Annotated in this window: 19 protein-coding genes and 2 tRNA genes; 12 read left to right on the forward strand and 9 right to left on the reverse strand. The window is 59.9% G+C overall.

All coding sequences use genetic code 11. From position 1 onward, the window contains the following. Nucleotides 1-2: 2 nt before the first annotated feature. Nucleotides 3-722, reverse strand: a complete 720-nt coding sequence (gene hisA, locus ACR0C9_RS02275; RefSeq protein ID WP_480780298.1) for a 1-(5-phosphoribosyl)-5-[(5-phosphoribosylamino)methylideneamino]imidazole-4-carboxamide isomerase — start codon at nt 720-722, stop codon at nt 3-5. A 135-nt stretch (nt 723-857) separates the two neighbouring features. Between hisA and ACR0C9_RS02280 the strand changes: the two genes are divergently transcribed. Continuing rightward, nucleotides 858-1,256, forward strand: coding sequence for a DUF2147 domain-containing protein (locus tag ACR0C9_RS02280; RefSeq protein ID WP_170452135.1), 399 nt, complete (start codon nt 858-860; stop codon nt 1,254-1,256). Between the two features lie 4 nt (nt 1,257-1,260). Here ACR0C9_RS02280 and hisH read toward each other — a convergent pair whose 3' ends face one another. After that, nucleotides 1,261-1,899, reverse strand: coding sequence for an imidazole glycerol phosphate synthase subunit HisH (hisH, locus tag ACR0C9_RS02285; protein WP_170452133.1), 639 nt, complete (start codon nt 1,897-1,899; stop codon nt 1,261-1,263). An 85-nt stretch (nt 1,900-1,984) separates the two neighbouring features. Continuing rightward, the gene (gene hisB / locus ACR0C9_RS02290; protein WP_170452131.1) at nt 1,985-2,572 is read right to left on the reverse strand and encodes an imidazoleglycerol-phosphate dehydratase HisB; all 588 of its coding nucleotides are present in this window, start codon (nt 2,570-2,572) and stop codon (nt 1,985-1,987) included. 153 nt (nt 2,573-2,725) lie between these two features. On the opposite strand from hisB, the gene ACR0C9_RS02295 reads away from it, so the two are divergent. Next, on the forward strand, nt 2,726-2,965 hold the full coding sequence (locus ACR0C9_RS02295; RefSeq protein WP_170452129.1) for an Lrp/AsnC ligand binding domain-containing protein: 240 nt from the start codon (nt 2,726-2,728) through the stop codon (nt 2,963-2,965). 14 nt (nt 2,966-2,979) lie between these two features. On the opposite strand, the gene ACR0C9_RS02300 is transcribed toward ACR0C9_RS02295, so the two are convergent. From ACR0C9_RS02300 to ACR0C9_RS02320, 5 genes are all read right to left on the reverse strand, one after another. Then, nucleotides 2,980-3,054 (reverse strand) — tRNA-Gly (locus tag ACR0C9_RS02300). A gap of 36 nt (nt 3,055-3,090) precedes the next feature. Further along, nucleotides 3,091-3,165 (reverse strand) — tRNA-Gly (locus tag ACR0C9_RS02305). Between the two features lie 94 nt (nt 3,166-3,259). Next, a complete protein-coding gene (locus tag ACR0C9_RS02310) occupies nt 3,260-3,643 on the reverse strand; it encodes an MAPEG family protein (protein ID WP_170622355.1) in 384 nt (127 codons plus the stop codon). Nucleotides 3,644-3,961: 318 nt separating this feature from the next. Then, nucleotides 3,962-7,399 (reverse strand): pyruvate carboxylase, encoded by a 3,438-nt coding sequence (locus ACR0C9_RS02315; protein WP_480780299.1) that lies wholly within the window; start codon nt 7,397-7,399, stop codon nt 3,962-3,964. Nucleotides 7,400-7,544: 145 nt separating this feature from the next. Continuing rightward, complete coding sequence (locus tag ACR0C9_RS02320) at nt 7,545-8,681, reverse strand: alpha-hydroxy acid oxidase (protein ID WP_480780300.1); 1,137 nt, start codon at nt 8,679-8,681, stop codon at nt 7,545-7,547. Between the two features lie 202 nt (nt 8,682-8,883). Between ACR0C9_RS02320 and ACR0C9_RS02325 the strand changes: the two genes are divergently transcribed. Then, on the forward strand, nt 8,884-11,340 hold the full coding sequence (locus ACR0C9_RS02325; RefSeq protein ID WP_480780301.1) for an ATP-dependent helicase: 2,457 nt from the start codon (nt 8,884-8,886) through the stop codon (nt 11,338-11,340). A 407-nt stretch (nt 11,341-11,747) separates the two neighbouring features. Here ACR0C9_RS02325 and ACR0C9_RS02330 read toward each other — a convergent pair whose 3' ends face one another. Further along, nucleotides 11,748-11,972 carry a DUF1127 domain-containing protein gene (locus tag ACR0C9_RS02330; RefSeq protein WP_170452119.1) on the reverse strand — a complete coding sequence of 75 codons (225 nt, stop codon included), beginning with the start codon at nt 11,970-11,972 and terminating at the stop codon, nt 11,748-11,750. 950 nt (nt 11,973-12,922) lie between these two features. Between ACR0C9_RS02330 and mraZ the strand changes: the two genes are divergently transcribed. The 9 genes from mraZ to murD are packed head-to-tail and all read left to right on the forward strand — an operon-like array spanning nt 12,923 to nt 22,489. Then, nucleotides 12,923-13,390, forward strand: a complete 468-nt coding sequence (gene mraZ, locus ACR0C9_RS02335) for a division/cell wall cluster transcriptional repressor MraZ (RefSeq protein WP_480780302.1) — start codon at nt 12,923-12,925, stop codon at nt 13,388-13,390. Nucleotides 13,391-13,394: 4 nt separating this feature from the next. After that, nucleotides 13,395-14,387, forward strand: coding sequence for a 16S rRNA (cytosine(1402)-N(4))-methyltransferase RsmH (gene rsmH / locus ACR0C9_RS02340; protein WP_480780529.1), 993 nt, complete (start codon nt 13,395-13,397; stop codon nt 14,385-14,387). Continuing rightward, entirely contained in the window at nt 14,384-14,752 is a 369-nt protein-coding gene (ftsL, locus tag ACR0C9_RS02345) for a cell division protein FtsL (RefSeq protein ID WP_170633591.1), read from the forward strand. Before rsmH ends, ftsL begins: the two co-directional genes overlap by 4 nt. Continuing rightward, nucleotides 14,749-16,536 carry a peptidoglycan D,D-transpeptidase FtsI family protein gene (locus ACR0C9_RS02350; protein ID WP_480707806.1) on the forward strand — a complete coding sequence of 596 codons (1,788 nt, stop codon included), beginning with the start codon at nt 14,749-14,751 and terminating at the stop codon, nt 16,534-16,536. Before ftsL ends, ACR0C9_RS02350 begins: the two co-directional genes overlap by 4 nt. 22 nt (nt 16,537-16,558) lie before the next feature. Continuing rightward, nucleotides 16,559-18,040, forward strand: coding sequence for a UDP-N-acetylmuramoyl-L-alanyl-D-glutamate--2,6-diaminopimelate ligase (locus ACR0C9_RS02355; protein ID WP_480582297.1), 1,482 nt, complete (start codon nt 16,559-16,561; stop codon nt 18,038-18,040). Beyond that, nucleotides 18,037-19,431: a UDP-N-acetylmuramoyl-tripeptide--D-alanyl-D-alanine ligase gene (locus tag ACR0C9_RS02360; RefSeq protein WP_480780303.1), complete on the forward strand. Its 1,395-nt coding sequence runs from the start codon at nt 18,037-18,039 to the stop codon at nt 19,429-19,431. Before ACR0C9_RS02355 ends, ACR0C9_RS02360 begins: the two co-directional genes overlap by 4 nt. Nucleotides 19,432-19,467: 36 nt before the next feature. Further along, nucleotides 19,468-20,550 carry a phospho-N-acetylmuramoyl-pentapeptide-transferase gene (gene mraY / locus ACR0C9_RS02365; protein WP_170622364.1) on the forward strand — a complete coding sequence of 361 codons (1,083 nt, stop codon included), beginning with the start codon at nt 19,468-19,470 and terminating at the stop codon, nt 20,548-20,550. After that, nucleotides 20,547-21,092, forward strand: a complete 546-nt coding sequence (locus ACR0C9_RS02370) for an AAA family ATPase (protein WP_170452105.1) — start codon at nt 20,547-20,549, stop codon at nt 21,090-21,092. Before mraY ends, ACR0C9_RS02370 begins: the two co-directional genes overlap by 4 nt. Further along, a complete protein-coding gene (gene murD / locus ACR0C9_RS02375; protein WP_480780304.1) occupies nt 21,089-22,489 on the forward strand; it encodes a UDP-N-acetylmuramoyl-L-alanine--D-glutamate ligase in 1,401 nt (466 codons plus the stop codon). Before ACR0C9_RS02370 ends, murD begins: the two co-directional genes overlap by 4 nt. Nucleotides 22,490-22,555 lie beyond the last annotated feature (66 nt).

Consider the following 22,555-nt stretch of genomic DNA (forward strand, 5'->3'; position numbering starts at 1 on the left):
GGTTAATTCAGGGCGCGAATGGCCTCGGCCAGGTCAATCGCGCCATCATAAAGCGCGCGACCCGAAATCGCGCCGTTCAACTCAACGCCGCAGTCGCGCAGGGCGATCAGGTCGTCCAGTGAACTGACACCGCCCGAAGCAATCACCGGGATCGACACAGCCTGCGCCAGAGCGGCCGTCGCCTCGATATTCGGGCCCTGCATCGCGCCATCGCGGCTGATGTCGGTGTAGATGATCGCGGCAACGCCTGCGTCCTCGAAACTGCGGGCAAGGTCAGTGACCTGCACGTCGGTTTCCTCGGCCCAGCCTTTGGTCGCAACCATACCGTTGCGTGCATCGATGCCCACGGCGACTTTGCCCGGGAATGCTTTGGACGCTTCGCGCACCAGATCGGGGTTTTCGACGGCGACAGTGCCCAGAATGACGCGCGCCAGTCCCTTGTCGATCCAGGTCTCGATGGTTGCCATGTCGCGGATGCCGCCGCCCAGCTGCGCGGGTACATCGCAGGCTTTCAGAATCGCCTCGACCGGGGCGGCATTGACCGGCTCGCCCGCAAACGCGCCGTTCAGGTCGACCAGATGCAGCCATTCACACCCGGCCTCGACAAAAGCGCGCGCCTGCGCTGCCGGGTCCTCGTTGAACACGGTGGCTTTGTCCATTTCTCCGCGCAGCAGGCGAACGGCGTTGCCGTCTTTCAGGTCGATGGCGGGGTAGAGGATCATGTCGGGCGGCCCTATCTAAGTGTTACACGCGCGGCATATCGCACAGGCGGGGCAGGGGATGCAACGCGACGCTGGGTCATTCTTGCCCACACGCACGCCTCGGGTCAGACTGCCCGCAAATCAGGGAGGTTGATTATGAAGAAACTCACTCTTGCCGCCGGTTTTGTAGCACTGGCCACCGGTGCTTTTGCCGATCCGGTCGATGGCATCTGGAAAACCCAAGCAGGTGATGAAGGCGGTTACCTGCACGTATCCATTTCGGAATGCGGCAGCGCCGTCTGCGGAACCATTGACAGTGCATTTGATGGCAGCGGCAATCAAAACTTGGAATACGAGAATCTGGGCAAGCAAATCATTTGGGACATGGTCCCTGAAGGTGACGGGAGCTATGACAATGGCAAGATCTGGGCCCCAGACCGCGACAAGACCTATAACTCGAAGATGACTCTGGACAGCCAGAATCAACTGACCGTCAAAGGCTGCGTTGCTGGTGGTCTGGTCTGTCGCGGGCAGACCTGGACGCGCGTTCAGTAATTGCTCAGGGGGTCCAGGTCAGGAAATTCCCGATCATGCGCAGGCCCACATCCTGACTTTTCTCAGGATGGAACTGCATCCCAACCATTGTGTCGCGGCCGATCACGGCCGTGACCTCTTGCCCATAGTCCACATGGGCCAGCCGCTGCGCCGGATCGCTGACCCGGAAGTGGTAGGAGTGAACGAAATAGGCATGATCGCCTGAACGCACCCCATCGAACACCGGATGGGCGCTTTCCAGAACCAAATCGTTCCAGCCCATATGCGGCACTTTCAACGCGCGATCTGACGGCTCGATTCGAACAACATCGCCGCCAACCCAGCCCAGCCCGTCGGTTTCTGTGTATTCGTGCCCCTTCGAGGCCATCAATTGCATTCCCACGCAGATGCCCAGAAACGGGCGGCCCTTTTGTTCGACCGCCTCGACCATCGCGTCATAGATGCCCTTGTGCCCGCGCAACTCGGCAGCGCAGGCCGGGAACGCTCCATCGCCTGGCAACACCAGGCGATCCGCACGCGCCACGACATCCGCGTCCGATGTCACGACAACCTCACCCGCGTCCACCTCACGCGCCATGCGCTGAAACGCCTTCTCGGCCGAGTGCAGATTGCCCGACTCATAATCAATGATCGCAGTCAGCATGATACGGACCTGTTCTTCTTCTTGTTCCAAATACGGCGGGGTGAATTGGCCGCAGGCCAAGAGGGGCAGCGCCCCTTACGACCGCCTACAAAGCACCCTTGGTCGAGGGAATCGCATCCGCCTTGCGCGGGTCGGTCTCAACCGCCAGCCGCAACGCGCGCGCGACAGCCTTGAACGCCGCCTCGGCGATGTGGTGGCTGTTGAACCCGTGTAACTGATCTATATGCAGTGTGACACCGCCATGGGTGGCCAGCGCCTGAAAGAACTCGCGCACCAGTTCGGTGTCGAAATTGCCGATCTTGGGCGTTGGCAGGTCAACGTTCCAGATCAGGAACGGACGGCCCGACAGGTCCAGCGCACAGCGGACCTGCGCGTCATCCATCGGCAAATGACACTCGCCATAGCGACGGATGCCCTTCTTGTCGCCAAGGGCCTGCGTCAACGCCTGTCCCAGCGCGATGCCGGTATCCTCGACCGTGTGGTGATCGTCGATGTGGTAATCACCCTGCGCCCGGATCGTCATGTCGATCAGCGAATGGCGCGCCAGCTGGTCCAGCATGTGATCGAAAAAGCCAACGCCGGTCTGATTGTCATACTGGCCGGTGCCGTCCAGATTGACCTGAACCGAAATCTCGGTCTCAGCGGTCTTGCGGCTGATCGATGCGCTGCGCATGGGCGAATTCCTTTTGCTTCGAGGGAGCTTATAGACGGGGTGGGGCGGGTTGATCCAGACCATGTGTGGCATTCGCCGCAAACTGTTGCAGGGGATTGCACCCGGCCCGGCCCCGTGCCAGCCTGCCCGCAAGTCAATTGAAGGACCGACGCCATGTCCACTTGCGTTTTCATCCAGATTCGCTGCAAACCCGGCACCACCTACAGTGTGGCCGAGGAAATCGCGCTGCGCGAAATCCATTCCGAACTCTATTCGACAAGCGGCGAATATGACCTGCTGCTGAAGCTCTATATCCCGGAAACCGAGGACGTGGGCCATTTCATCAATGAAAACCTGCTGGTCATCCCAAACATCGAACGGTCACTGACCACGATGACATTCAAGGCTTTCTGAAGGTTTTTGGTATCTGGAGCGGGCGAGGCGATTCGAACGCCCGACCCTAACCTTGGCAAGGTTATGCTCTACCCCTGAGCTACGCCCGCATCAGATACATATGTGTCGGTCCAAAGACCTCTCAATGGAGCGGGCGAGGCGATTCGAACGCCCGACCCTAACCTTGGCAAGGTTATGCTCTACCCCTGAGCTACGCCCGCGCCGTTGAGTGAGGAGGGATGTATAAATTCCCACGCGGGGCTGCAAGTGGAAAATGCGGCGCAATCGAATTTTCTTTTGCGCCGCCGGGGCCCGTCAGATGGCAAGAACGAAGCTGGTGATGGCCGTACCCAAAAGGGCGATATAGGTCAGGATCATCCCGTACATCCGCAGCGGCTGAATCTGAGGCGTGCGGCCGAAACCATAGGCGTGCATCAGGCGTCCGACCAGAAGGGCCGCGCCAAATGCGTGGATCAGCCAGCCTTCGGCCCCCTGAATTTCGATCATCGCCAGCAACAGCAGGGTGAAGGGGGCGTATTCCAGGCAGTTCTCCTGCGTGCGCATCGCCTTGAGCACTTCTTCCTTCCCGCCATCCCCGAACGAGACCAGGCCCGAGCGGCGATACCGGACGACGAGAAGGCTGAGCACAACATACAGAATGGCGATGGGGGCCGCATAAAGCGGGGTGATCGATAGCATTGGTCCTGTTTCTCCTCGGGCCGTTATGCAACCGCCGGGTCGTCCGGGCGGCTTTACAGGCAAGGGGACTAAACCGGTCGGTTCAGTTCAGCCAGTCACAGTTTTGTGTAGATGTGGCATGTCGGTCGAATGCGTGCGGAAATTGCCACGATAGTCCTGTTGGACCCGAGGTGACCTGACGATTAGCGGCAGTTGTGGGGGCAGTTGAGCCCTGAGGTAATGGGGTAAGGCCGGAAAGCCGACCCGTGACGGTTGTACCTTGCAAAAACAAAGGCGCGCCGGTGGCGCGCCTTTTTTCGTCGATTGCTTGAATGTCAGTTACTCAAGCTCAACCAACAGGTCCTTGGCGTCAATCTGACCGCCGGGCTGAACATGGACAGCTTTGACAACTGCGTCGCGTTCGGCGTGGATGCCGGTTTCCATCTTCATCGCTTCGATGGTCAGCAGCATGTCGCCTTCCTTGACCTCTTGCCCGGCTGTCACAGCGACGGTTGCCACGACACCCGGCATCGGCGCGCCGACATGGTTGGGATTGCCGGCTTCGGCCTTCGGACGGGCCTGTGTGGTCGAGGTCACCATGCGGTTCGGTACCCGGATCACGCGGGGCTGGCCGTTGAGTTCAAAGAACACTTTGACCTCGCCCTTTTCGTCGGTGTCGCCAATGGCCTGACAACGGATTTCCAGCGTCTTGCCGGGATCGATTTCCGCCGTGATCTCTTCGCCCGGCTCCATGCCGTAGAAGAAGGTGCGCGTGGGCAGGGTGCGGACCGGGCCGTAAACCCGGTGGCGGCCCATGTAGTCCAGAAAGACCTTGGGATACATCAGGTATCCGTTCAGGTCCTCGTCATCGACCTCCATGCCTTCCAACTGTTTGGACAGATCGGCACGGGTGGCTTCCAAATCGACCGCTTCGACCCCCTTGCCGGGGCGCTCGGTATTGGGCGTTTCGTCCTTCAGCACCTTCTTGATGATCGACTCGGGGAACCCGCCCGGAGGCTGGCCCAGATTGCCGCGCATCATGTCCACCACCGAGTCGGGGAAGGCCACATCCGTCGACGGGTCTTCGACCTGTTCCCGGGTCATGTTCTGGCTGACCATCATCAGCGCCATGTCGCCCACCACCTTGGACGAAGGCGTCACCTTCACGATATCGCCGAACATCTGGTTCACATCGGCGTAGGTCTGAGCGACCTCGTGCCAGCGCTCTTCAAGGCCGAGGCTGCGGGCCTGCGCCTTGAGGTTGGTGAACTGACCGCCCGGCATCTCGTGCAGGTAAACCTCAGAGGCCGGGGCCTGCAGACTGGATTCGAACGCCGCGTACTGGCCGCGGACTGCTTCGAAATAGTCGCTGATCTCACGGATGGCCTTGATGTCCAGCCCGGTGTCCCGCTCGGTATGACGCAGGGCTTCAACCACGGTGCCTAGCGTTGCCTGCGAGGTGTTGCCGCTGAAGCTGTCCATCGCGCAATCCACCGCATCCACGCCCGCCTCGGAGGCCGCCAGAATGGTTGCGCTGGCGATACCGGCGGTGTCGTGCGTGTGGAAGTGGATCGGCAAGCCGACCTCTTCCTTCAGCGCGCGGATCAGGATCTTGGCCGAGGCCGGTTTCAGCAGGCCCGCCATATCCTTGAGGCCCAGCACATGCGCCCCAGCATCGCGCAGCTCTTTCGCCATGCCGACATAGTATTTCAGGTCATACTTTGCGCGGTCCGGGTCCAGTATGTCGCCGGTATAGCAAACTGTGCCTTCACAGATCTTGCCGCTCTCAACAACCGCATCCATCGCAACGCGCATATTCTCGACCCAGTTCAGCGAGTCGAACACGCGGAACACGTCGATGTTCTGCGCTGCCTGACGCACAAATTCCTGCACGACGTTGTCGGGGTAGTTGGTATAGCCAACCCCGTTTGCGCCGCGCAGCAGCATCTGGGTCATCAGGTTCGGCATCGCCTCGCGCAGATCGCGCAAGCGCTGCCACGGGCATTCCTGCAGGAAGCGATAGGCCACATCGAAGGTCGCGCCGCCCCAGCATTCGACGCTGAACAGCTGTGGCAGGTTGGCCGCATAGGTCGGGGCAACCTTGATCATGTCGATCGAGCGCATCCGGGTCGCCAGCAGCGACTGGTGCCCGTCCCGCATGGTGGTGTCGGTGATCAGCAACTGCCGCTGCGCCTTCATCCAGTCGGCAACCGCCTGCGGGCCTTTCTGTTCCAGCAGGTTGCGGGTGCCCATCTGCGGTTCGGCCTTAGCGGCGGGGGCCTTGGCCTCTTTCAGATCAGTGCGCGGTTCCGGGCGGTCCTTGGTTTCGGGATGCCCGTTCACGGTGATATCCGCAATATAGGTCAGAACCTTGGTGCCCCGGTCGCGGCGGCGCTTGAACTGGAACAGGTCCGGCGTCGTGTCGATGAACTTGGTGGTGTATTCATTCGACAGGAAGGTCGGGTGCTTCAGCAGGTTGATGACAAAGTCGATATTGGTGCTGACGCCGCGAATACGGAACTCGCGCAGGGCGCGGTCCATCCGGGCAATCGCCGCCTCGGGCGTCGGCGCCTTGGCGGTGACCTTGGTCAGAAGCGAGTCGTAATAGCGTGTAATCACCCCGCCTGCATAAGCCGTGCCGCCATCCAGACGGATGCCCATGCCGGTGGCCGAGCGGTACGCAGTAATGCGGCCATAATCGGGGATGAAGTTGTTCTGCGGGTCCTCAGTTGTGATCCGGGTCTGCAACGCATGACCGTTCAGGCGCACATCGGCTTGGCTGGCGGCACCGGTGGCCTCGGCCAGGGTTTTACCCTCGGCGATCAGAATCTGAGCCTGCACGATGTCGATACCGGTGACCTCTTCGGTGACAGTGTGTTCCACCTGCACGCGGGGGTTCACCTCGATGAAATAGAACTTGCCGGTTTCCATATCCATCAGAAACTCGACCGTGCCTGCGCATTCATAGTTCACATGGGCACAGATATTGCGGCCCAGTTCGCAGATTTCCGCGCGCTGTTCTTCGGACAGGTAAGGGGCAGGGGCGCGTTCGACGACTTTCTGATTCCGACGCTGGACCGAGCAGTCGCGTTCATAGAGGTGATAGATTTCACCATGCTTGTCGCCCAGAATCTGCACCTCGACATGACGCGCGCGGGTGATCATCTTTTCCAGATAGCCCTCGCCATTGCCGAATGCGGCCTCGGCCTCACGCCGACCTTCCAGCACCTTTTCTTCCAGCTCATCCTCGGAGTTGATGGGACGCATGCCGCGCCCGCCGCCGCCCCAGCTGGCCTTCAGCATAAGCGGATAGCCGATCTCTTTGGCCTCAGCCCGGATCGCATCCATGTCATCGCCCAGAACCTCGGTCGCGGGGATCACCGGAACACCTGCCTCAATCGCCACGCGCCGCGCGCTGGCCTTGTCGCCCAGGGCGCGCATGGTCTCGGCCTTTGGTCCGATGAAGGTGATGCCGTTCTGAACACAGGCATCCACAAAGTTGGGATTTTCGGACAGCAGGCCATAGCCCGGATGGATCGCATCCGCGCCGCATTCCTTGGCCACCCGGATGATCTCGTCAATCGACAAATAGGCCGCGACCGGTCCCATGCCTTCGCCAATGCGATATGCCTCATCCGCCTTGAAACGGTGCAGGCCCAGCTTGTCTTCTTCGGCAAAGACGGCGACGGTGCGTTTGCCCATCTCATTGGCTGCGCGCATGACGCGGATAGCGATTTCGCCGCGGTTGGCGATCAGGATCTTGTTGAAGTCGGTCATTTTAGGTCCCGGTCATTTAGGTGTGGCCGTTTAATAGGCGGACAATACGCGTACGTATATCAGTCGTTCTGGGTAGAACCGGCATGTTATCGCTCGCAAACGCCGCCTTATGGCGGTTTCTCTTTAGCGTTGCTGCGGCGCAGCATCAATCGCAGAGTTGACCCTGCGGCACCTCATCCAGCGAAGCGATGCCCATTTGTCCCATATTGGCCAGCAAATCCTGCCGCAGAATGTCGATCACATGGGTCGGACCCTGCGCGCCAAGGGCCGCAAGCCCATACAGAAACGCCCGCCCCAGCATGACAAAATCCGCACCTTTGGTCATGGCGCGCAGTATGTCCAAACCGCCCTCGACGCCGCTGTCGAAAATCAGCGGCAGGCTGCAGGCGGCGCGAATCTCGGGCAGCACGTCGATGCTGGCCGGTGCAGCGTCAAACTGGCGTCCGCCGTGGTTCGAGACCCAAAGCGCATCCACACCTGTTTTCTCAAGCCGTTCCGCATCTTCGGGTCGCAACACGCCCTTCACGATAAACGGCCCGTCCCAATGATCGCGCAGCCATTTGACATAATCCATGTCTGGCGAGGTACGCAGCAGATACCCGATATGGGCGGTTGGGGGCAGGGTCTGCTGGCCATCGATATACTTGTCCAGGGTCCGCATCCTGGGCGTTCCGTGCCGCCACATGCCCATGGCCCAGGCCGGGCGCATCGCAACCTGAGCCAGCAATCGCGGCGTCAGACGCGGCGGCTGCGTCAGGCCCGAGCGTGTCTGACGCTCGCGCCGCGACGCAACCGGCACATCGGCGGTCAGAACCAGAGTCTTGAACCCGGCGGCACGTGCGCGGGCCAGCACATCGCTGCGAATCTCGGGGTCTTTGGGCGGGTAGAGTTGAAACCACGCGTTCCGGCCCAGATGCGGCGCCATATCCTCGGGCGATTGGCTGGCAACGGTTGACAGGGTGAACGGCAGGCCAGCCTGCGCGGCTGCGCGCGCCAGCAGTGCCTCGGCATTCGGCCAGATCAGGCCGCACATCCCGATCGGAGCGATTCCAAAAGGCAAGGCGCAGGTCTGCCCCAAAAGCTCGACCTGTGTGTCGAACGTTAACTCTCCATGCAGGATCGAAGGGTAAAGTCGCACATCGTCCAGCGCCTGCCGGTTGCGGTGCAGAGTGGTTTCCGTTCCGGTGCCACTGTCCACATATTCCCAGACAAAATGCGGCAACCTGCGCCGGGCGCGGCGTTTCAGATCCGGGATGCCGGGATACATGCTGTGCAAATCCATGCGGATTGATCCGACCTGCACGGCGATTCGGCAAGGGTTTGGGCGTTGCAGGTCCTTCGACGCGCCTTGGCCGATCCAAATGAGCCGTTCGAAGCGCGCGTTACGCCGCCTGTTCAGTGTGTGTTAAGAAAGTTGAAAGCGCGTGTGAACAAGCCGTGAACAAACTCTTTCCCTTGGCACGCATCCGGCGTAGTTTGAAGCCATGAGCAGTTTTGACGAAATGGACGCCTTCGAGGGCGCATCGCTGTCGCAACGAGCCATGGCCGCGCGGCCAGCGCCGTATCTGGATGAACTGAACCCGGCCCAGCGCGAAGCGGTTGAGCGGTTGGACGGGCCCGTCCTGATGCTGGCAGGCGCGGGGACCGGGAAAACCAAGGCCCTAACGACCCGGATTGCGCATTTGCTGACCACCGGGAAAGCGCGTCCAAATGAGATTCTGGCAGTAACTTTCACCAACAAAGCCGCACGCGAGATGAAAGAGCGTGTGGGGCGACTTCTTGGGCAACCAGCCGAGGGCATGCCCTGGTTGGGCACTTTCCACGCCATCTGCGTCAAGCTACTGCGGCGGCATGCCGAACTGGTCGATCTGAAATCGAACTTCACCATTCTGGACAGCGACGACCAACTGCGCCTGCTCAAGCAGTTGGTGCAGGCCGCCAATATCGACGACAAACGCTGGCCTGCGCGGATGCTGGCCGGAATTATCGATGATTGGAAAAATCGCGCCCTGACGCCAGACAAGGTGCCCACGGCGGATGCAGGAGCCTATAACAACAAGGGCATCGAGCTGTACGCGCAATACCAGACCCGCTTGCGCGAATTGAATGCGGTGGATTTTGGCGACCTGCTGTTGCACATGGTCACGATCTTCCAGACTCACCCGGACGTTCTGGAACAATACCAACGCTGGTTCCGCTACATCCTTGTGGACGAGTATCAGGACACCAACGTCGCCCAGTACCTCTGGCTGCGTTTGCTGGCCGGGGGGCACAAGAATATCTGCTGCGTGGGTGACGACGACCAGTCGATCTATGGCTGGCGCGGGGCCGAGGTGGGCAACATCCTGCGGTTCGAGAAGGATTTTCCGGGCGCTTACGTGGTGCGGTTGGAGCAGAACTACCGCTCGACCCCGCATATTCTGGCTGCTGCGTCGAATGTCATTCGGGGCAACCAGACTAGATTAGGTAAGGAACTTTGGACTGACGCCGAAGATGGCGAAAAAGTTCGGCTGATCGGACACTGGGACGCCGAAGAGGAAGCGCGCTGGATTTGTGACGAAATCGACGCAATGCAAGGCGGCACCCGCGGCATGCGACCCTTTGAGCTTGAAGAAATCGCGATTATGGTTCGAGCCACTCACCAAATGAAAGTGCTTGAGGATCGGTTCCTGAAAATCGGTATGCCCTATAGAGTCATCGGTGGGGTGCCCTTCTACCGTAGAATGGAAATCAGGGATGCCATTGCTTATTTCCGGGTTGTGGTTAGTCCTGACAATGATCTGGCCTTCGAGCGAATCGTAAACACGCCGAAGCGTGGTTTAGGGGAAAAGGCTCAACAAACCATCCAACGTATCGCCCGGGAGGAAGGCAAATCTCAGGTCGAAAGCGCGCGCATCGCGGTTGATAGAGGTTTGATCAAAGGGAAAGGCGCCACGTCTTTGCGGGAATTAGTCGATGGACTTGCTCGCTGGAATGATCTGACACGGGGTGCCACGATCGAAGTTGACGATGATTCCGTAATTGATGACGTTACTGAACCTGTCCGATATAGCGCCCCTGAGTTTTCACATGTTGAATTGGCTCAGATCATCCTTGACGAAAGTGGCTATACGGAAAGCTACCTAAAAGCTCTTTCCGATGAAGAACTGAAAATGGATCCACGACCGGCGCGAAAACCCCGCGATCACGAAGCTGCCGGACGATTGGAAAACCTCAAGGAACTGGTCAACCACTTGGACGAATTTGAAAACCTGCAAGGGTTTCTGGAGCATGTCAGTCTGGTCATGGAAAACGAGCAGGATAACGACGAGCCAAAGGTATCTATAATGACTCTTCATGCCGCCAAAGGCTCAGAGTATCCGGCCGTTTTTCTTCCGGGGTGGGAAGAGGGGTTGTTTCCCTCCCAGCGCTCAATGGACGAATCGGGATTGAAGGGGCTCGAGGAGGAACGACGCCTAGCTTACGTCGGTATCACCCGCGCGGAGGAAGTCTGCACAATTTCGTTTGCTTCGAATAGGTTGATCTTCTCTGGTGACTTCAAAGGTTGGCAATCAATGATGCCGTCGCGGTTCATCGACGAATTGCCCGAGGATCATGTGGAGGTGCTGACGCCTCCGGGGCTGTATGGTGGTGGTCAGACAACGGCAGGGATCGAAACCCGCGCGGCCGAGGCGAATGTTTATAACTCTCCCGGTTGGAAGCGGATGCAGGCGCGGCAGGGCCAGTATGGCATGTCGCAACCGCGCGAAAGCCGCAATACGGTGATCGATGCCACGGCTGTGGCCAGTTTCACCCTGGGTGAAAGGGTCTTTCACCAGAAATTCGGCTATGGCGGTGTGGTTGGCATCGAAGGCGACAAGGTCGAGGTCGAGTTTGACAAGGCCGGGACGAAGAAAGTTGTTTCCCGGTTCCTGTCTGCCAAGGACGACGTGCCGTTTTGATCTTTTTGCGAGGCTCTGCCTCGCGCTCCGAGGTATTTTTGAACAGAAGAAGCAGGGGCGTTCGCGCCCCTTTTTGCTGTGCGCAAAAGAAAAGCGGCGGTTCCCAGGGAGGAGGAGGGGGAACCGCCGCTCATTGCAACATCAGAGCAGGGAGGAGGAGAGCCCTGATGTATCAGCGCCCGGGTTTGAGCCCGGTATGGGTACGACGCGGCGACGTCAGGGAGGAGAAGGACGTCGCCGCGCGCTTTCAACATCAGGGCAGGGAGGAGGAGAGCCCCGATGTATCAGTTTCCGGCGTTCAGGGCCGGTATAAGGTGCGGCAGCGTCAGGGAGGAGGAGAGACGCTGCCGCTGATTACAGACCCTAAAGGGAGGAGGAAGGGTCTGATCTCGGGTATTTCGGTGCGCTTAGCGCGCGGTGTAATCGTCAGCCGCCTGCATCGCAACGCGGCGGATCATCGAGCGGTGCAGGCCCAGATCGGCCAGCTCGCGGTTGGACAGGCCGGACAGTTCGTTGACCGTCTGGCGGTACATGCGGTGACGGGCAAAGCGGATTTTGGCGGCTTCGATCAGCGCGCTCAGCCCGCTTGTGTGTGCGCCCTTCAGCGCGGTGGAATTTGCTGCAACAGCCATGTGCTTTACTCGGTCTCGTGTGTCTGTGCCGGTGTCGTCCGGCGCTTGCTTGAGACTGAAAATAGGCAAATGCTGCGATTGCACAATACCGGGCGACGTCAATGCTGCTATGCAGCAAATGCATAGATATCAGAATGTTGAGCGGGCACCTGTAGATTCCCCTTATAAATATGGGTTTTGGACACGCCTTTGCTTGTGGTTTGCGAAGCGGAAAAAAGTTACCGCAAGCATTCGCCATATGTTTGAGCGCTAACTTGGAAAATTTGTGCGTTGTAAAAGCCCAAGATTTCAGCAGCGCCAGCCTGTTTGGGACTGTGACGGCCCCCACTTGGGAATTCATGGGATGTTCTGTGGATTGATGGTCCAAGCAAGACTGCCGTGGATTTTGAGGTCATTGATTCGGGATTGGTGTCACGGTTTTTGGGCGATATTTCCGGAAAGCCGGGGTAATTCTGAAAAAAGTTGGGAAATCGTGGGAAGTCTCTTCCGCTTATAGAAATTGGAACATATGGGTACATGGATGCCCGGCTTGTCTATATGCAGTGTATATACGCTTGTGAATCATAGTGATATGATGGTCGCATCGCAGCTTGACGAACGCATTGACCAAATTTTCCAGTTGATTTCCATGATTTCCCATGTCATCCCTTATTCATCCGATGAGGACGAGGCAGCAGGGGCACAAAACGACCCCAACCAATAATAATCAGGTTTCATACAGGCATCTCGCTTTCATCTATCAAGAGATCCGGCGCGCGGGCGAGCAGACATCCCCCCAGGTGGCGCGTGCAGCTGGACATCCCGCAAAGCGGGTCAATGCGGCGGGTTGATCAGTGGCAGCAGATCAACCCGCCGTTTTTCATCCGGGGGGGGCGTGAATTTGAGGTGGGGCGCAAGCGAAAGGGACAGTCGTCTTGGCGCGCAGGTTTAGAGGTGAAAGCCACCATAAGGTGGACACGAAGGGCAGGGTCTCGATCCCGGCCTCGTTTCGCCGTGTGCTTGAAGCGTCCGATCCCAACTGGCAGCCCGGTGACAATCCTGAGCTTGTGATTGTCTATGGCGATCACCGCCGCAAATATCTTGAATGCTATACGATGCAGGCGATCGACGAGGTTGATGCCAAGATCGATGCGCTGCCGCGCGGCTCGATGGAGCGCAAGATGTTGCAGCGCATGTTCCACGGTCAATCCTTCCCGACCAATGTGGACGAAACCGGGCGGCTGGTGCTGCCGGCAAAGCTGCGCAGCAAGATCGACCTTGCAAATGAGGCGTTCTTTATCGCTGCCGGTGACACCTTCCAGATCTGGAAGCCTGAGACCTACGAGGTCGAGGAACTGGCCAAGGCCGAAGAGTGGATGGACGATCTGCCAGACGATTTCGACCCGATGGTCTATCTCGATGGCATCGGGGACGCGTGACGGCATGTCCGGCGCTGACACCCCTTCCGATAAACCTCATATCCCTGTTCTGTTGCGCCCGTTGCTGGGTGCGGTGGCGCCGGTTTCAGGCGTGTGGTTGGACGGAACCTTCGGCGCGGGCGGGTATACGCGTGGCTTGTTGGGGGCTGGGGCTGACAAGGTCATCGGCGTGGACCGCGATCCGCTGGCCTTTGAGATGGCGGCGGGTTGGGCAGCCGAATATGGTGACCGGCTGGTGATGCAACCCGGCGTGTTTTCCCGGATGGACGAATATGCCGAAGGTCTGGATGGCGTTGTGCTGGACCTCGGGGTGTCGTCCATGCAGTTGGATCAGGCCGAGCGTGGGTTTTCCTTCATGAAGGACGGGCCGCTGGACATGCGCATGAGCCAGGAGGGTGAAAGCGCCGCTGATCTGGTGAACGAAGCGACCGAGGCGCAACTGGCCGATATTCTGTTTCACTACGGTGAAGAACGCGCCAGCCGTCGGATTGCCAAGGCAATTGTCAAAGCGCGGGCCGAGGAGCCGATAACCACAACCCTGCGTCTGACAGAGATCATCGAATCCTGCTTGCCGCGCCCGAAGCCGGGGCAATCGCATCCAGCGACGCGCAGCTTTCAGGGGCTGCGGATCGCGGTGAACGCGGAATACGAAGAACTGTTTCAGGGCCTCATGGCCGCCGAACGGGCGTTGAAGCCGGGCGGGCAACTGGCTGTTGTCACCTTCCATTCCATCGAAGACCGCATGGTCAAACGGTTCTTTCAGTCCCGCGCGGGCAAAACAGGCCGGGCGAACCGCTATGCGCCCGAAATGGAACAGGAATTGCCGCAATTCACTTTGAAAACCCGCAAGGCCGTGGGCCCGGATGATCAGGAATTGCAGGAAAATCCGCGCGCGCGGTCGGCCAAACTGCGTGTTGCGGTGCGAACCGAGGCTCCGGCGGGGGAAATTGACGCCCGCGCAATCGGGATGCCGCAATTGGGGGGAAGGGCAAGATGAAGAGTGTTTTGTATGTGTTGACCGCTCTGTCCGTGTTTGGATTGGCGCTTTGGGCGTATCAAGAGAATTACCGCACCCAGCAAGTGTTGAAAGAAACGCAGAAATTGCAGCGTGAGATCGGCATGGCGCAGGTGCGTCTGGCGGTTCTGAACGCCGAATGGGCCTATCTGAACCGTCCCGACCGGTTGCGCGAACTGGCGGATTTGAATTTCGAACGTCTGGGTCTGCTGCCCCTGCGGGCCGAGCAGTTTGGGCGTGCCGATCAGATCGCATATGCCGAAGACCCTGATCTGCCCATCGTGGATCCGATTGAATTGCAGGCGATTACTGACTTGCAGGCATTGGGCGAGGTGCAGATTCCATGACCCGCACACCACTCCGCCCTTTGGCCCGTGTTCTGGATGCCCGTGCCCGTGGGGAAAATCCGAAGGTCATCGAACGCGAAAACATCCGTCAGCGTCATGAACAGATGAAAGACCGCGCCCGTGCCAGGGCCGAGGGTCGCCTGCTGGTGCTGGGCCTGTTCTTTTTCTGTGCCTTCTCGGTTGTTGGCTTCCGGATGGGGATGTTGGCGACGTCCGAGGCGCAAGAGCCGCTGGCCAGCGCGCCGGGGGCGGCGATTGCCATGCAGCGCGCCAATATTGTGGATCGTGAGGGTCGGATTCTTGCGACCAATCTGGACACTTATTCGGTCTACGCCCAACCGCCCCTGATGATCGATCCGATTGCGGCGGCGGATCAGTTGGTGGCGATCTTCCCCGATCTGGATAAAGAGCGTCTAGTCAAGGACTTCACTGGCGAGCGCAAATTCCTTTGGATCAAAAAGCGCATCTCGCCCGAGCAGAAACAGGCCGTTCATGACATCGGTGATCCCGGCATCCTGTTTGGTCCGCGCGAAATGCGCCTGTATCCGAATGGCAAGCTGGCCGCGCATATTCTGGGTGGCTCCGGTTTTGGTCGTGAGGGCGTGAGTGCTGCCGAAGTGATCGGCGTTGCTGGTGTCGAGAAGAAATTCGACGATTATCTGCGCGATCCGGCCAACGGCAACAAACCGTTGCAACTGTCGCTGGACCTGACCATTCAGGCCGCAGTCGAGCAGGTGCTGTATGGCGGCATGAAAATCATGAACGCCAAGGGGGCTTCGGCCGTTCTGATGAATGCGCATACGGGTGAGGTGGTCTCGGCCGCGTCGCTGCCGTCTTTTGATCCCAACGATCGCCCGCGCCCTCCGACCTCGGGCTTTGATCCGTCGGACAGCCCGTTGTTCAACCGCTATGTGCAGGGCGTGTATGAGCTGGGCTCGGTCTTCAAGATCTTTACTGCCGCGCAGGCCGTGCAGCTTGGGTTGGTGAACTCCGAGACCATTATCGACACCTCGGGGCCGATGAAAATCGGTCGCTTCCCGATTGGTGAGTTCAACGGCAAGAACTACGGCAAGATCAGCGTTGCGGATGTGATCGTCCATAGCTCGAACCGGGGAACCGGGCGGTTGGCCTTGCAGATCGGTTCCAAACGTCAGCAGGAGTTTCTGCAAACACTGGGCATGTTTGAACCCACACCGTTCGAGATTGTCGAGGCCGCCGGGGGCGCGCCGCTGAAGCCCAAGAAATGGGGTGAGTTGAGCACGGTGACCATTTCCTATGGCCATGGCCTGTCGACCAGCCCGATGCATCTGGCGGCGGGATATGCGGCGATTGCCAATGGCGGGCACTATGTCAGCCCGACGATCCTGAAGAAAAACGGCCCGCAATACGGTCCGCGCGTTCTGTCGGACAGCGCCGCGTCGCAGGCGCAGAAGATGCTGCGCAAAGTGGTGACCGACGGCACCGCCAGCTTTGGCGATGTCAAAGGTTATGACGTTGCGGGCAAAACGGGAACGGCGGATAAACCCAAGCCGCGTGGCGGGTATTACGATGACAAGGTCATCGCGACCTTTGCCACCATCTTTCCGGCCTATGATCCGAAATACGTGCTGATCGTCACGCTGGATGAACCGTCAATCGTGGCCTATGGCGAAAAGCGCCGCACCGCAGGCTGGACGGCTGTCCCGGTTGCGGCTGAGCTGATCGGGCGGGTTGCCCCTTTGCTGGGCCTGCGTCCTCGGCTTGAGCCTGAGGCGGGCGCTGCTATAACCCTGACCTCGAATTAGGGTGCCAGAGAACAGGTGGGTCATGGGCGCAACGACAAAGAAACTCAGCCAACTGGCCCTGACCGCACGCGGTGGCGCAAATCCGGATATCACCGGGCTGGCCGTTGACAGCCGCGAGGTCAAAGACGGCTACTTGTTTGCGGCCCTTCCCGGCACCCGTGTCCACGGCGGCGAGTTCATCCAATTTGCCCTGCGCATGGGGGCCGCTGCCGTTCTGACCGACGCCGAAGGCGCACGGATCGCGACAGCCGAACTGGCCGCTTCCGACGCCGCCCTGATCGTGGTCGAAGACCCGCGTCAGGCGCTGGCCGGATCAGCGGCGCTGTGGTTTGGACAGCAGCCGCAAACCATCGTGGCGGTCACCGGCACCAACGGTAAAACTTCGGTTGCCAGCTTTGTGCGCCAGATCTGGACCGAGCTTGGCCATGCCGCCGTCAATCTGGGCACCACCGGTGTCGAGGGCGCTTGGACTGCTCCGCTGGCCCACACCACGCCCGAACCGATCACCCTGCATCGCTGTTTGTCCGAGGCCGCCGAGAATGGCGTGACCCACGCGGCGATGGAGGCGTCTTCGCATGGGCTAGAGCAGCGCAGGCTGGATGGCGTACAGCTAACCGCCGCCGGATTTTCGAACTTCACGCAGGATCATCTGGACTACCACGAAACATTCGAGGCCTATTTTGCAGCCAAGATGGGGCTGTTTGACCGGGTTCTGCCTCATGATGGGACCGCAGTGATCAACCTCAGCGACCCAAAGGGAGCCCGCGTGCGCAAGATTGCCGAGGCGCGGGGGCAGTCGGTGCTGACAGTCGGATTGGGCGAGGCCGATCTTTGCCTAATGAACCAACGCTTTGACTCGACCGGGCAGGATTTGCGGTTTTCCTGGCAAGGCAAGACCTTCCAGACCCGCCTGAACCTGATCGGAGGGTTTCAGGCCGAAAACATCCTGCTCGCCTGTGGATTGGTCATCGCCGCCGGGGATGAGCCCGAGCGGGTGTTCGAAACCCTGCCGCACCTGACAACGGTTCGGGGGCGCATGCAACTGGCGGCCACCCGTGACAACGGCGCGGCGGTGTTTGTGGACTATGCCCATACGCCTGACGCCGTTGCCACGGCGTTAAAGGCGCTACGCCCGCACGTGATGGGCCGTCTGATCGCCATTGTTGGCGCAGGTGGAGATCGCGATGCCACCAAACGTCCGCTGATGGGCAAGGCAGCAACGAACCATGCGGATACCGTATTCGTCACCGATGACAACCCGCGTAGCGAAGATCCGGCCACCATCCGCGCCGCTGTCATGGACGGCGCACCGGGTGCGACCGAGGTAGGCGACCGGGCCGAGGCCATCCTTCGCGGTATCGACGCCTTGCAGCCGGGCGACGCGTTGCTGATCGCCGGCAAGGGGCATGAAACCGGCCAGATCGTCGGCGATCAGGTTCTGCCCTTCGACGATGTCGAGCAGGCGAGCATTTCCGTGGCCGCTCTCGACGGGAGGGTCGCATGACACTCTGGACAGCGGCAGAGGCTGCCGAGGCCACCGGCGGGCGGGCAACCACGGATTGGCAGGCAAATGGCGTGTCGATTGACACCAGAACGTTGCAGCCGGGCGATCTGTTTGTTGCGCTGAAGGCTGCACGTGACGGGCATGATTTCGTGGCTCAGGCGCTTGAGAAGGGCGCAGGGGCGGCGCTGGTTTCCCATATCCCCGAGGGTGTGACCGAGGATGCGCCGCTGTTGATCGTCAAAGATGTGCAAGCCGGGCTCGAGGCGCTCGGGCAGGCCGCGCGCGCGCGGACAGATGCGCGCGTGGTCGGGGTAACAGGTAGCGTCGGCAAAACTTCGACCAAGGAAATGCTGGCAACCATTCTTGAAACTCAGGGCAAAACCCATGCCAGCGTCGCCAGCTACAACAATCATTGGGGCGTGCCGCTGACACTGGCACGGATGCCGCAGGACACCGAGTTTGCGGTGATCGAGATCGGCATGAACCACCCCGGCGAGATTGCTCCGCTGGCCCGCCAGGCCCGCCCGCATGTGGCGCTGGTGACAACCGTGGCTGCGGTTCATCTTGAGGCGTTTGAGTCGGTTGCAGGGATCGCCCACGAAAAGGCGGCTATTTTCGAGGGGCTGGAACCCGGCGGCGCAGCCATCGTGAACGCCGATATAGAACACGCCGAAATTCTGCGTCACACGGCGCAAGATCACGGTGCAGGGATCGTTGAATTTGGCCGCAAGGCTGCAGATTACAAACTGACGGATGTGACTGCCGGGCCGGATTCGGTTCAGGCCCAAGCCGCGGTTGGTGACACGCAGTTCACCTTCGACGTCCAATCCGCCGGTACGCATTTTGCGATGAACGCATTGGGCGCTTTGGCCGCTTGTGTCGAACTGGGCGTTGATCTGGATCAGGCCATCGCCGGTCTGCGGCAATGGTCGCCGGTCAAGGGGCGCGGCGTGCGCGAGACCTTGCCGCTGGCCGCTGGCGGACAGATTGAACTGCTGGACGACAGTTACAACGCCAACCCGACCTCGATGGAGGCCGCCTTGGATGTGCTTGCTGCATCGCAAGGCGCGCGCCGCATCGCCTTTCTGGGTGACATGAAAGAACTGGGGCCGCAGGAACAGGCCATGCACGCAGCCATGGCCCAGGTCGATGCGATGGCGCGTGTGGACCAAGTGCATTGCATCGGTCCGCTAATGCAGGCTCTGCATCAGGCCCTGCCAGCCAACAAGCGCGGGCTGTGGTTTGAAACCAGCGCCGAGATGGCCGTGCACCTGCCTGAACTGATCAAAACCGGCGATACTGTGCTGGCCAAGGGCTCGCTGAGCATGGCTCTGGCGCGGATTGTTGACGGTCTGCGCAAAATGGGGCAAGGGGGCGCGCTTAACGGGTGAACGCACCCATGAGCCTCGTGTGAGAAGGGTTTTGTAATGCTGTATTGGTTGACCGCCTTGTCGGACGGAGGGGATTTCTGGAACCTCTTCCGCTACATTACCTTCCGCGCAGGCGGCGCCTTCATGACCGCGCTGATCTTTGGCTTCATCTTCGGCAAGCCGCTGATCAACGTGCTGCGCAGGAAGCAGGGCAAAGGCCAGCCGATCCGCGATGACGGGCCAGAGGGGCATTTTTCCAAGGCTGGAACGCCTACCATGGGCGGGTTGCTGATCGTCGGCGCGCTGGTGACATCGACGCTTGTCTGGGCGCGGTGGGACAATCCCTATGTCTGGATGGTGCTGTTCGTGACTCTGGCCTATGCGGCCATCGGCTTCGCGGACGATTACGCGAAGGTTTCAAAGCAGAATACTAAGGGTGTTTCGGGCCGGATGCGGCTTGCGCTGGGCGTTATCATCGCCGTTCTGGCCTCGCTCTGGGCCACTCTGCATCATCCTGAAATACTGCAAAACCAACTGGCCGTGCCGGTGTTCAAGGACACTCTGGTCAATCTGGGCATCTTCTATATCCCGTTCGCTATTGTCGTTATCGTGGGGGCCGCAAATGCGGTGAACCTGACCGATGGTCTGGACGGTCTGGCCATCATGCCCGCGATGATCGCGGCCTCGACCCTGGGGATCATCGCCTACGCCGTGGGCCGGGTAGACTTTACCGAGTATCTGGACGTGCACTACGTGCCCGGCACCGGTGAGATCTTCATCTTCACCTCGGCCCTGTTCGGCGCGGGGCTTGGCTTCCTGTGGTACAACGCGCCGCCTGCGGCCGTGTTCATGGGCGACACCGGATCACTGGCGCTGGGCGGTGCGCTGGGCGCCATAGCTGTCGCTACGAAACACGAGCTGGTTCTGGCCGTCGTCGGCGGTTTGTTCGTGGTCGAAGCGCTGAGCGTGATCATTCAGGTCCTCTATTTCAAACGCACCGGCAAACGCGTCTTCCTGATGGCCCCGATCCATCACCATTATGAAAAAAAGGGCTGGGCCGAGCCAACCATTGTGATCCGCTTCTGGATCATCTCGCTGATCCTGGCGATGATCGGGTTGGCGACGTTGAAGGTTCGGTGAGCGATCGCCGGATTGTACTGTCCGGGTGTTCGGGCGGTGGTAAGTCCACACTTCTTAACGAAATGGCCCGGCGCGGCTATGCGACGGTTGAGGAACCGGGTCGCCGCGTTGTGATGAACGAGCAAAGGGAAAGCGGGGGTGCCGTGCCATGGGCCAACCCGGAAGCCTTTTGTCGAAAGGTGATCCAAACCGCTTTCGATGATATGGCCGGGGCTCCGGATGGGTTGGTCTTGTTCGACCGTTCAGCACTGGACGCTTTAATCTGGTTCGACCGAACCGGTGCCGCTCTGGAAAGCGCTTTACGGAACAGGATATTGCACCTCGGCTATGATCGCCGCGTATTTCTGTTCCCACCGTGGCCTGAAATCTATGAAAAAGATGAACAACGAAGGCACGATTTGTCCGACGCACTTGCGGAGTATGAGGCTTTGTGCGACCGCTTACCGAAACTCGGGTTTCAAACTCTGCTTGTTCCGAAAGCACCGATTGCTGAACGCGTGGATTGGTTTGAGGCAAAGCTAGACGAAGGGCAAAGGACATGATCCCGGTCAAAGGGTTTTCAGGACAGAAAGTTGCGGTTCTGGGGCTGGGGCGGTCTGGGCTGGCCACCGCACGGGCACTACGGGCGGGTGGGGCTCAGCCGGTGTGCTGGGATGACAATCCGGATGCGCGGGATACGGCTGAGGCTGAGGGGTTCGTTTGCACCGATCTGCTTCGGAACGGGGCGTTTGATCAGATTGCGGCGTTGATCGTGTCTCCGGGCATTCCGCATTTGTATCCGACGCCCAATCCGGTTGTCGCGGCGGCTTTGGACGCGGGCGTTCCGGTCGATAATGATATCGGGCTGTTCTTCCGTTCCTTTGCCGGGCCGGAATGGAACAATTATGACACCCCGCCGCGCGTAATCGCGGTGACCGGGTCGAACGGAAAATCGACCACGGCGGCGCTGATCCATCACATTCTGACCGAGGCTGGGCGCGATGCGCAATTGGCCGGAAATATCGGGCGCGGGGTGCTGGATATTGATCCGGGGGGCGATGGCTCGGTCGTGGTGCTGGAGCTTAGCAGCTATCAGACGGAACTCGCCCGCTCTCTGACGCCGGATGTGGCAGTATTTACTAACCTTTCGCCGGATCATCTGGACCGTCACGGTGGTATGGGGGGCTATTTTGCTGCCAAAAGACGGTTGTTTGCCGAAGGCGGGCCGGATCGCGCAGTCATTGGCGTGGATGAGGCCGAGGGCGCGTTTCTGGCTGGGCAGATGGCCGAGGGGCCAGCAGATGATCGGGTGATCCGCATATCAGTCGAGCGCAAGCTGACCGGTCCGGGCTGGCAGGTCTTTGCCCGCAAGGGGTTCTTGTCGGAATACCGCAAGGGGCGGCAGGCGGGTTCGATCGATCTGCGGGCGATCAAGGGCCTGCCGGGGACCCATAACCACCAGAACGCCTGCGCGGCCTATGCGGCCTGCCGTTCGCTGGGGTTGGCGCCTCGGGTGATCGAGGACGCTCTGCACAGCTATCCGGGCCTGCCCCATCGCAGCCAGATCATCGCCGAAGCCGGGGGCGTGACTTATGTGAACGATTCCAAGGCCACCAATGTTGACAGCGCGGTGAAGGCGCTGGGCGCGTTCAAGCGGATTCGCTGGATCTGCGGCGGGTTGAAGAAAGAGGGCGGGCTGGACGCGCTGAACGATGCTGCAAGCGATGTGCTGAAGGCTTATGTCATCGGGCGCGAGGCGGCAGGTTTCGCCATGCAACTGAACGTGGACGCGCAGGTGTGCACAACCATGGCCGCAGCGGTCGAGCAGGCGATGGCGGATGCCGAAACGGGCGACACCGTGTTACTTGCGCCCGCTGCTGCAAGTTTCGACCAATATGATAACTTCGAACAACGCGGTGAGGATTTTGCCGACAATGTGCGGCAAAGACTGGCTGAATAACGCGGTTGCAATCGACCGCCGGTTCATCTGCTCTGGGTCGCTATCGGCTTGACGCCCCACCGGATT

The organism is Ruegeria sp. C12 (genome assembly GCF_056537745.1).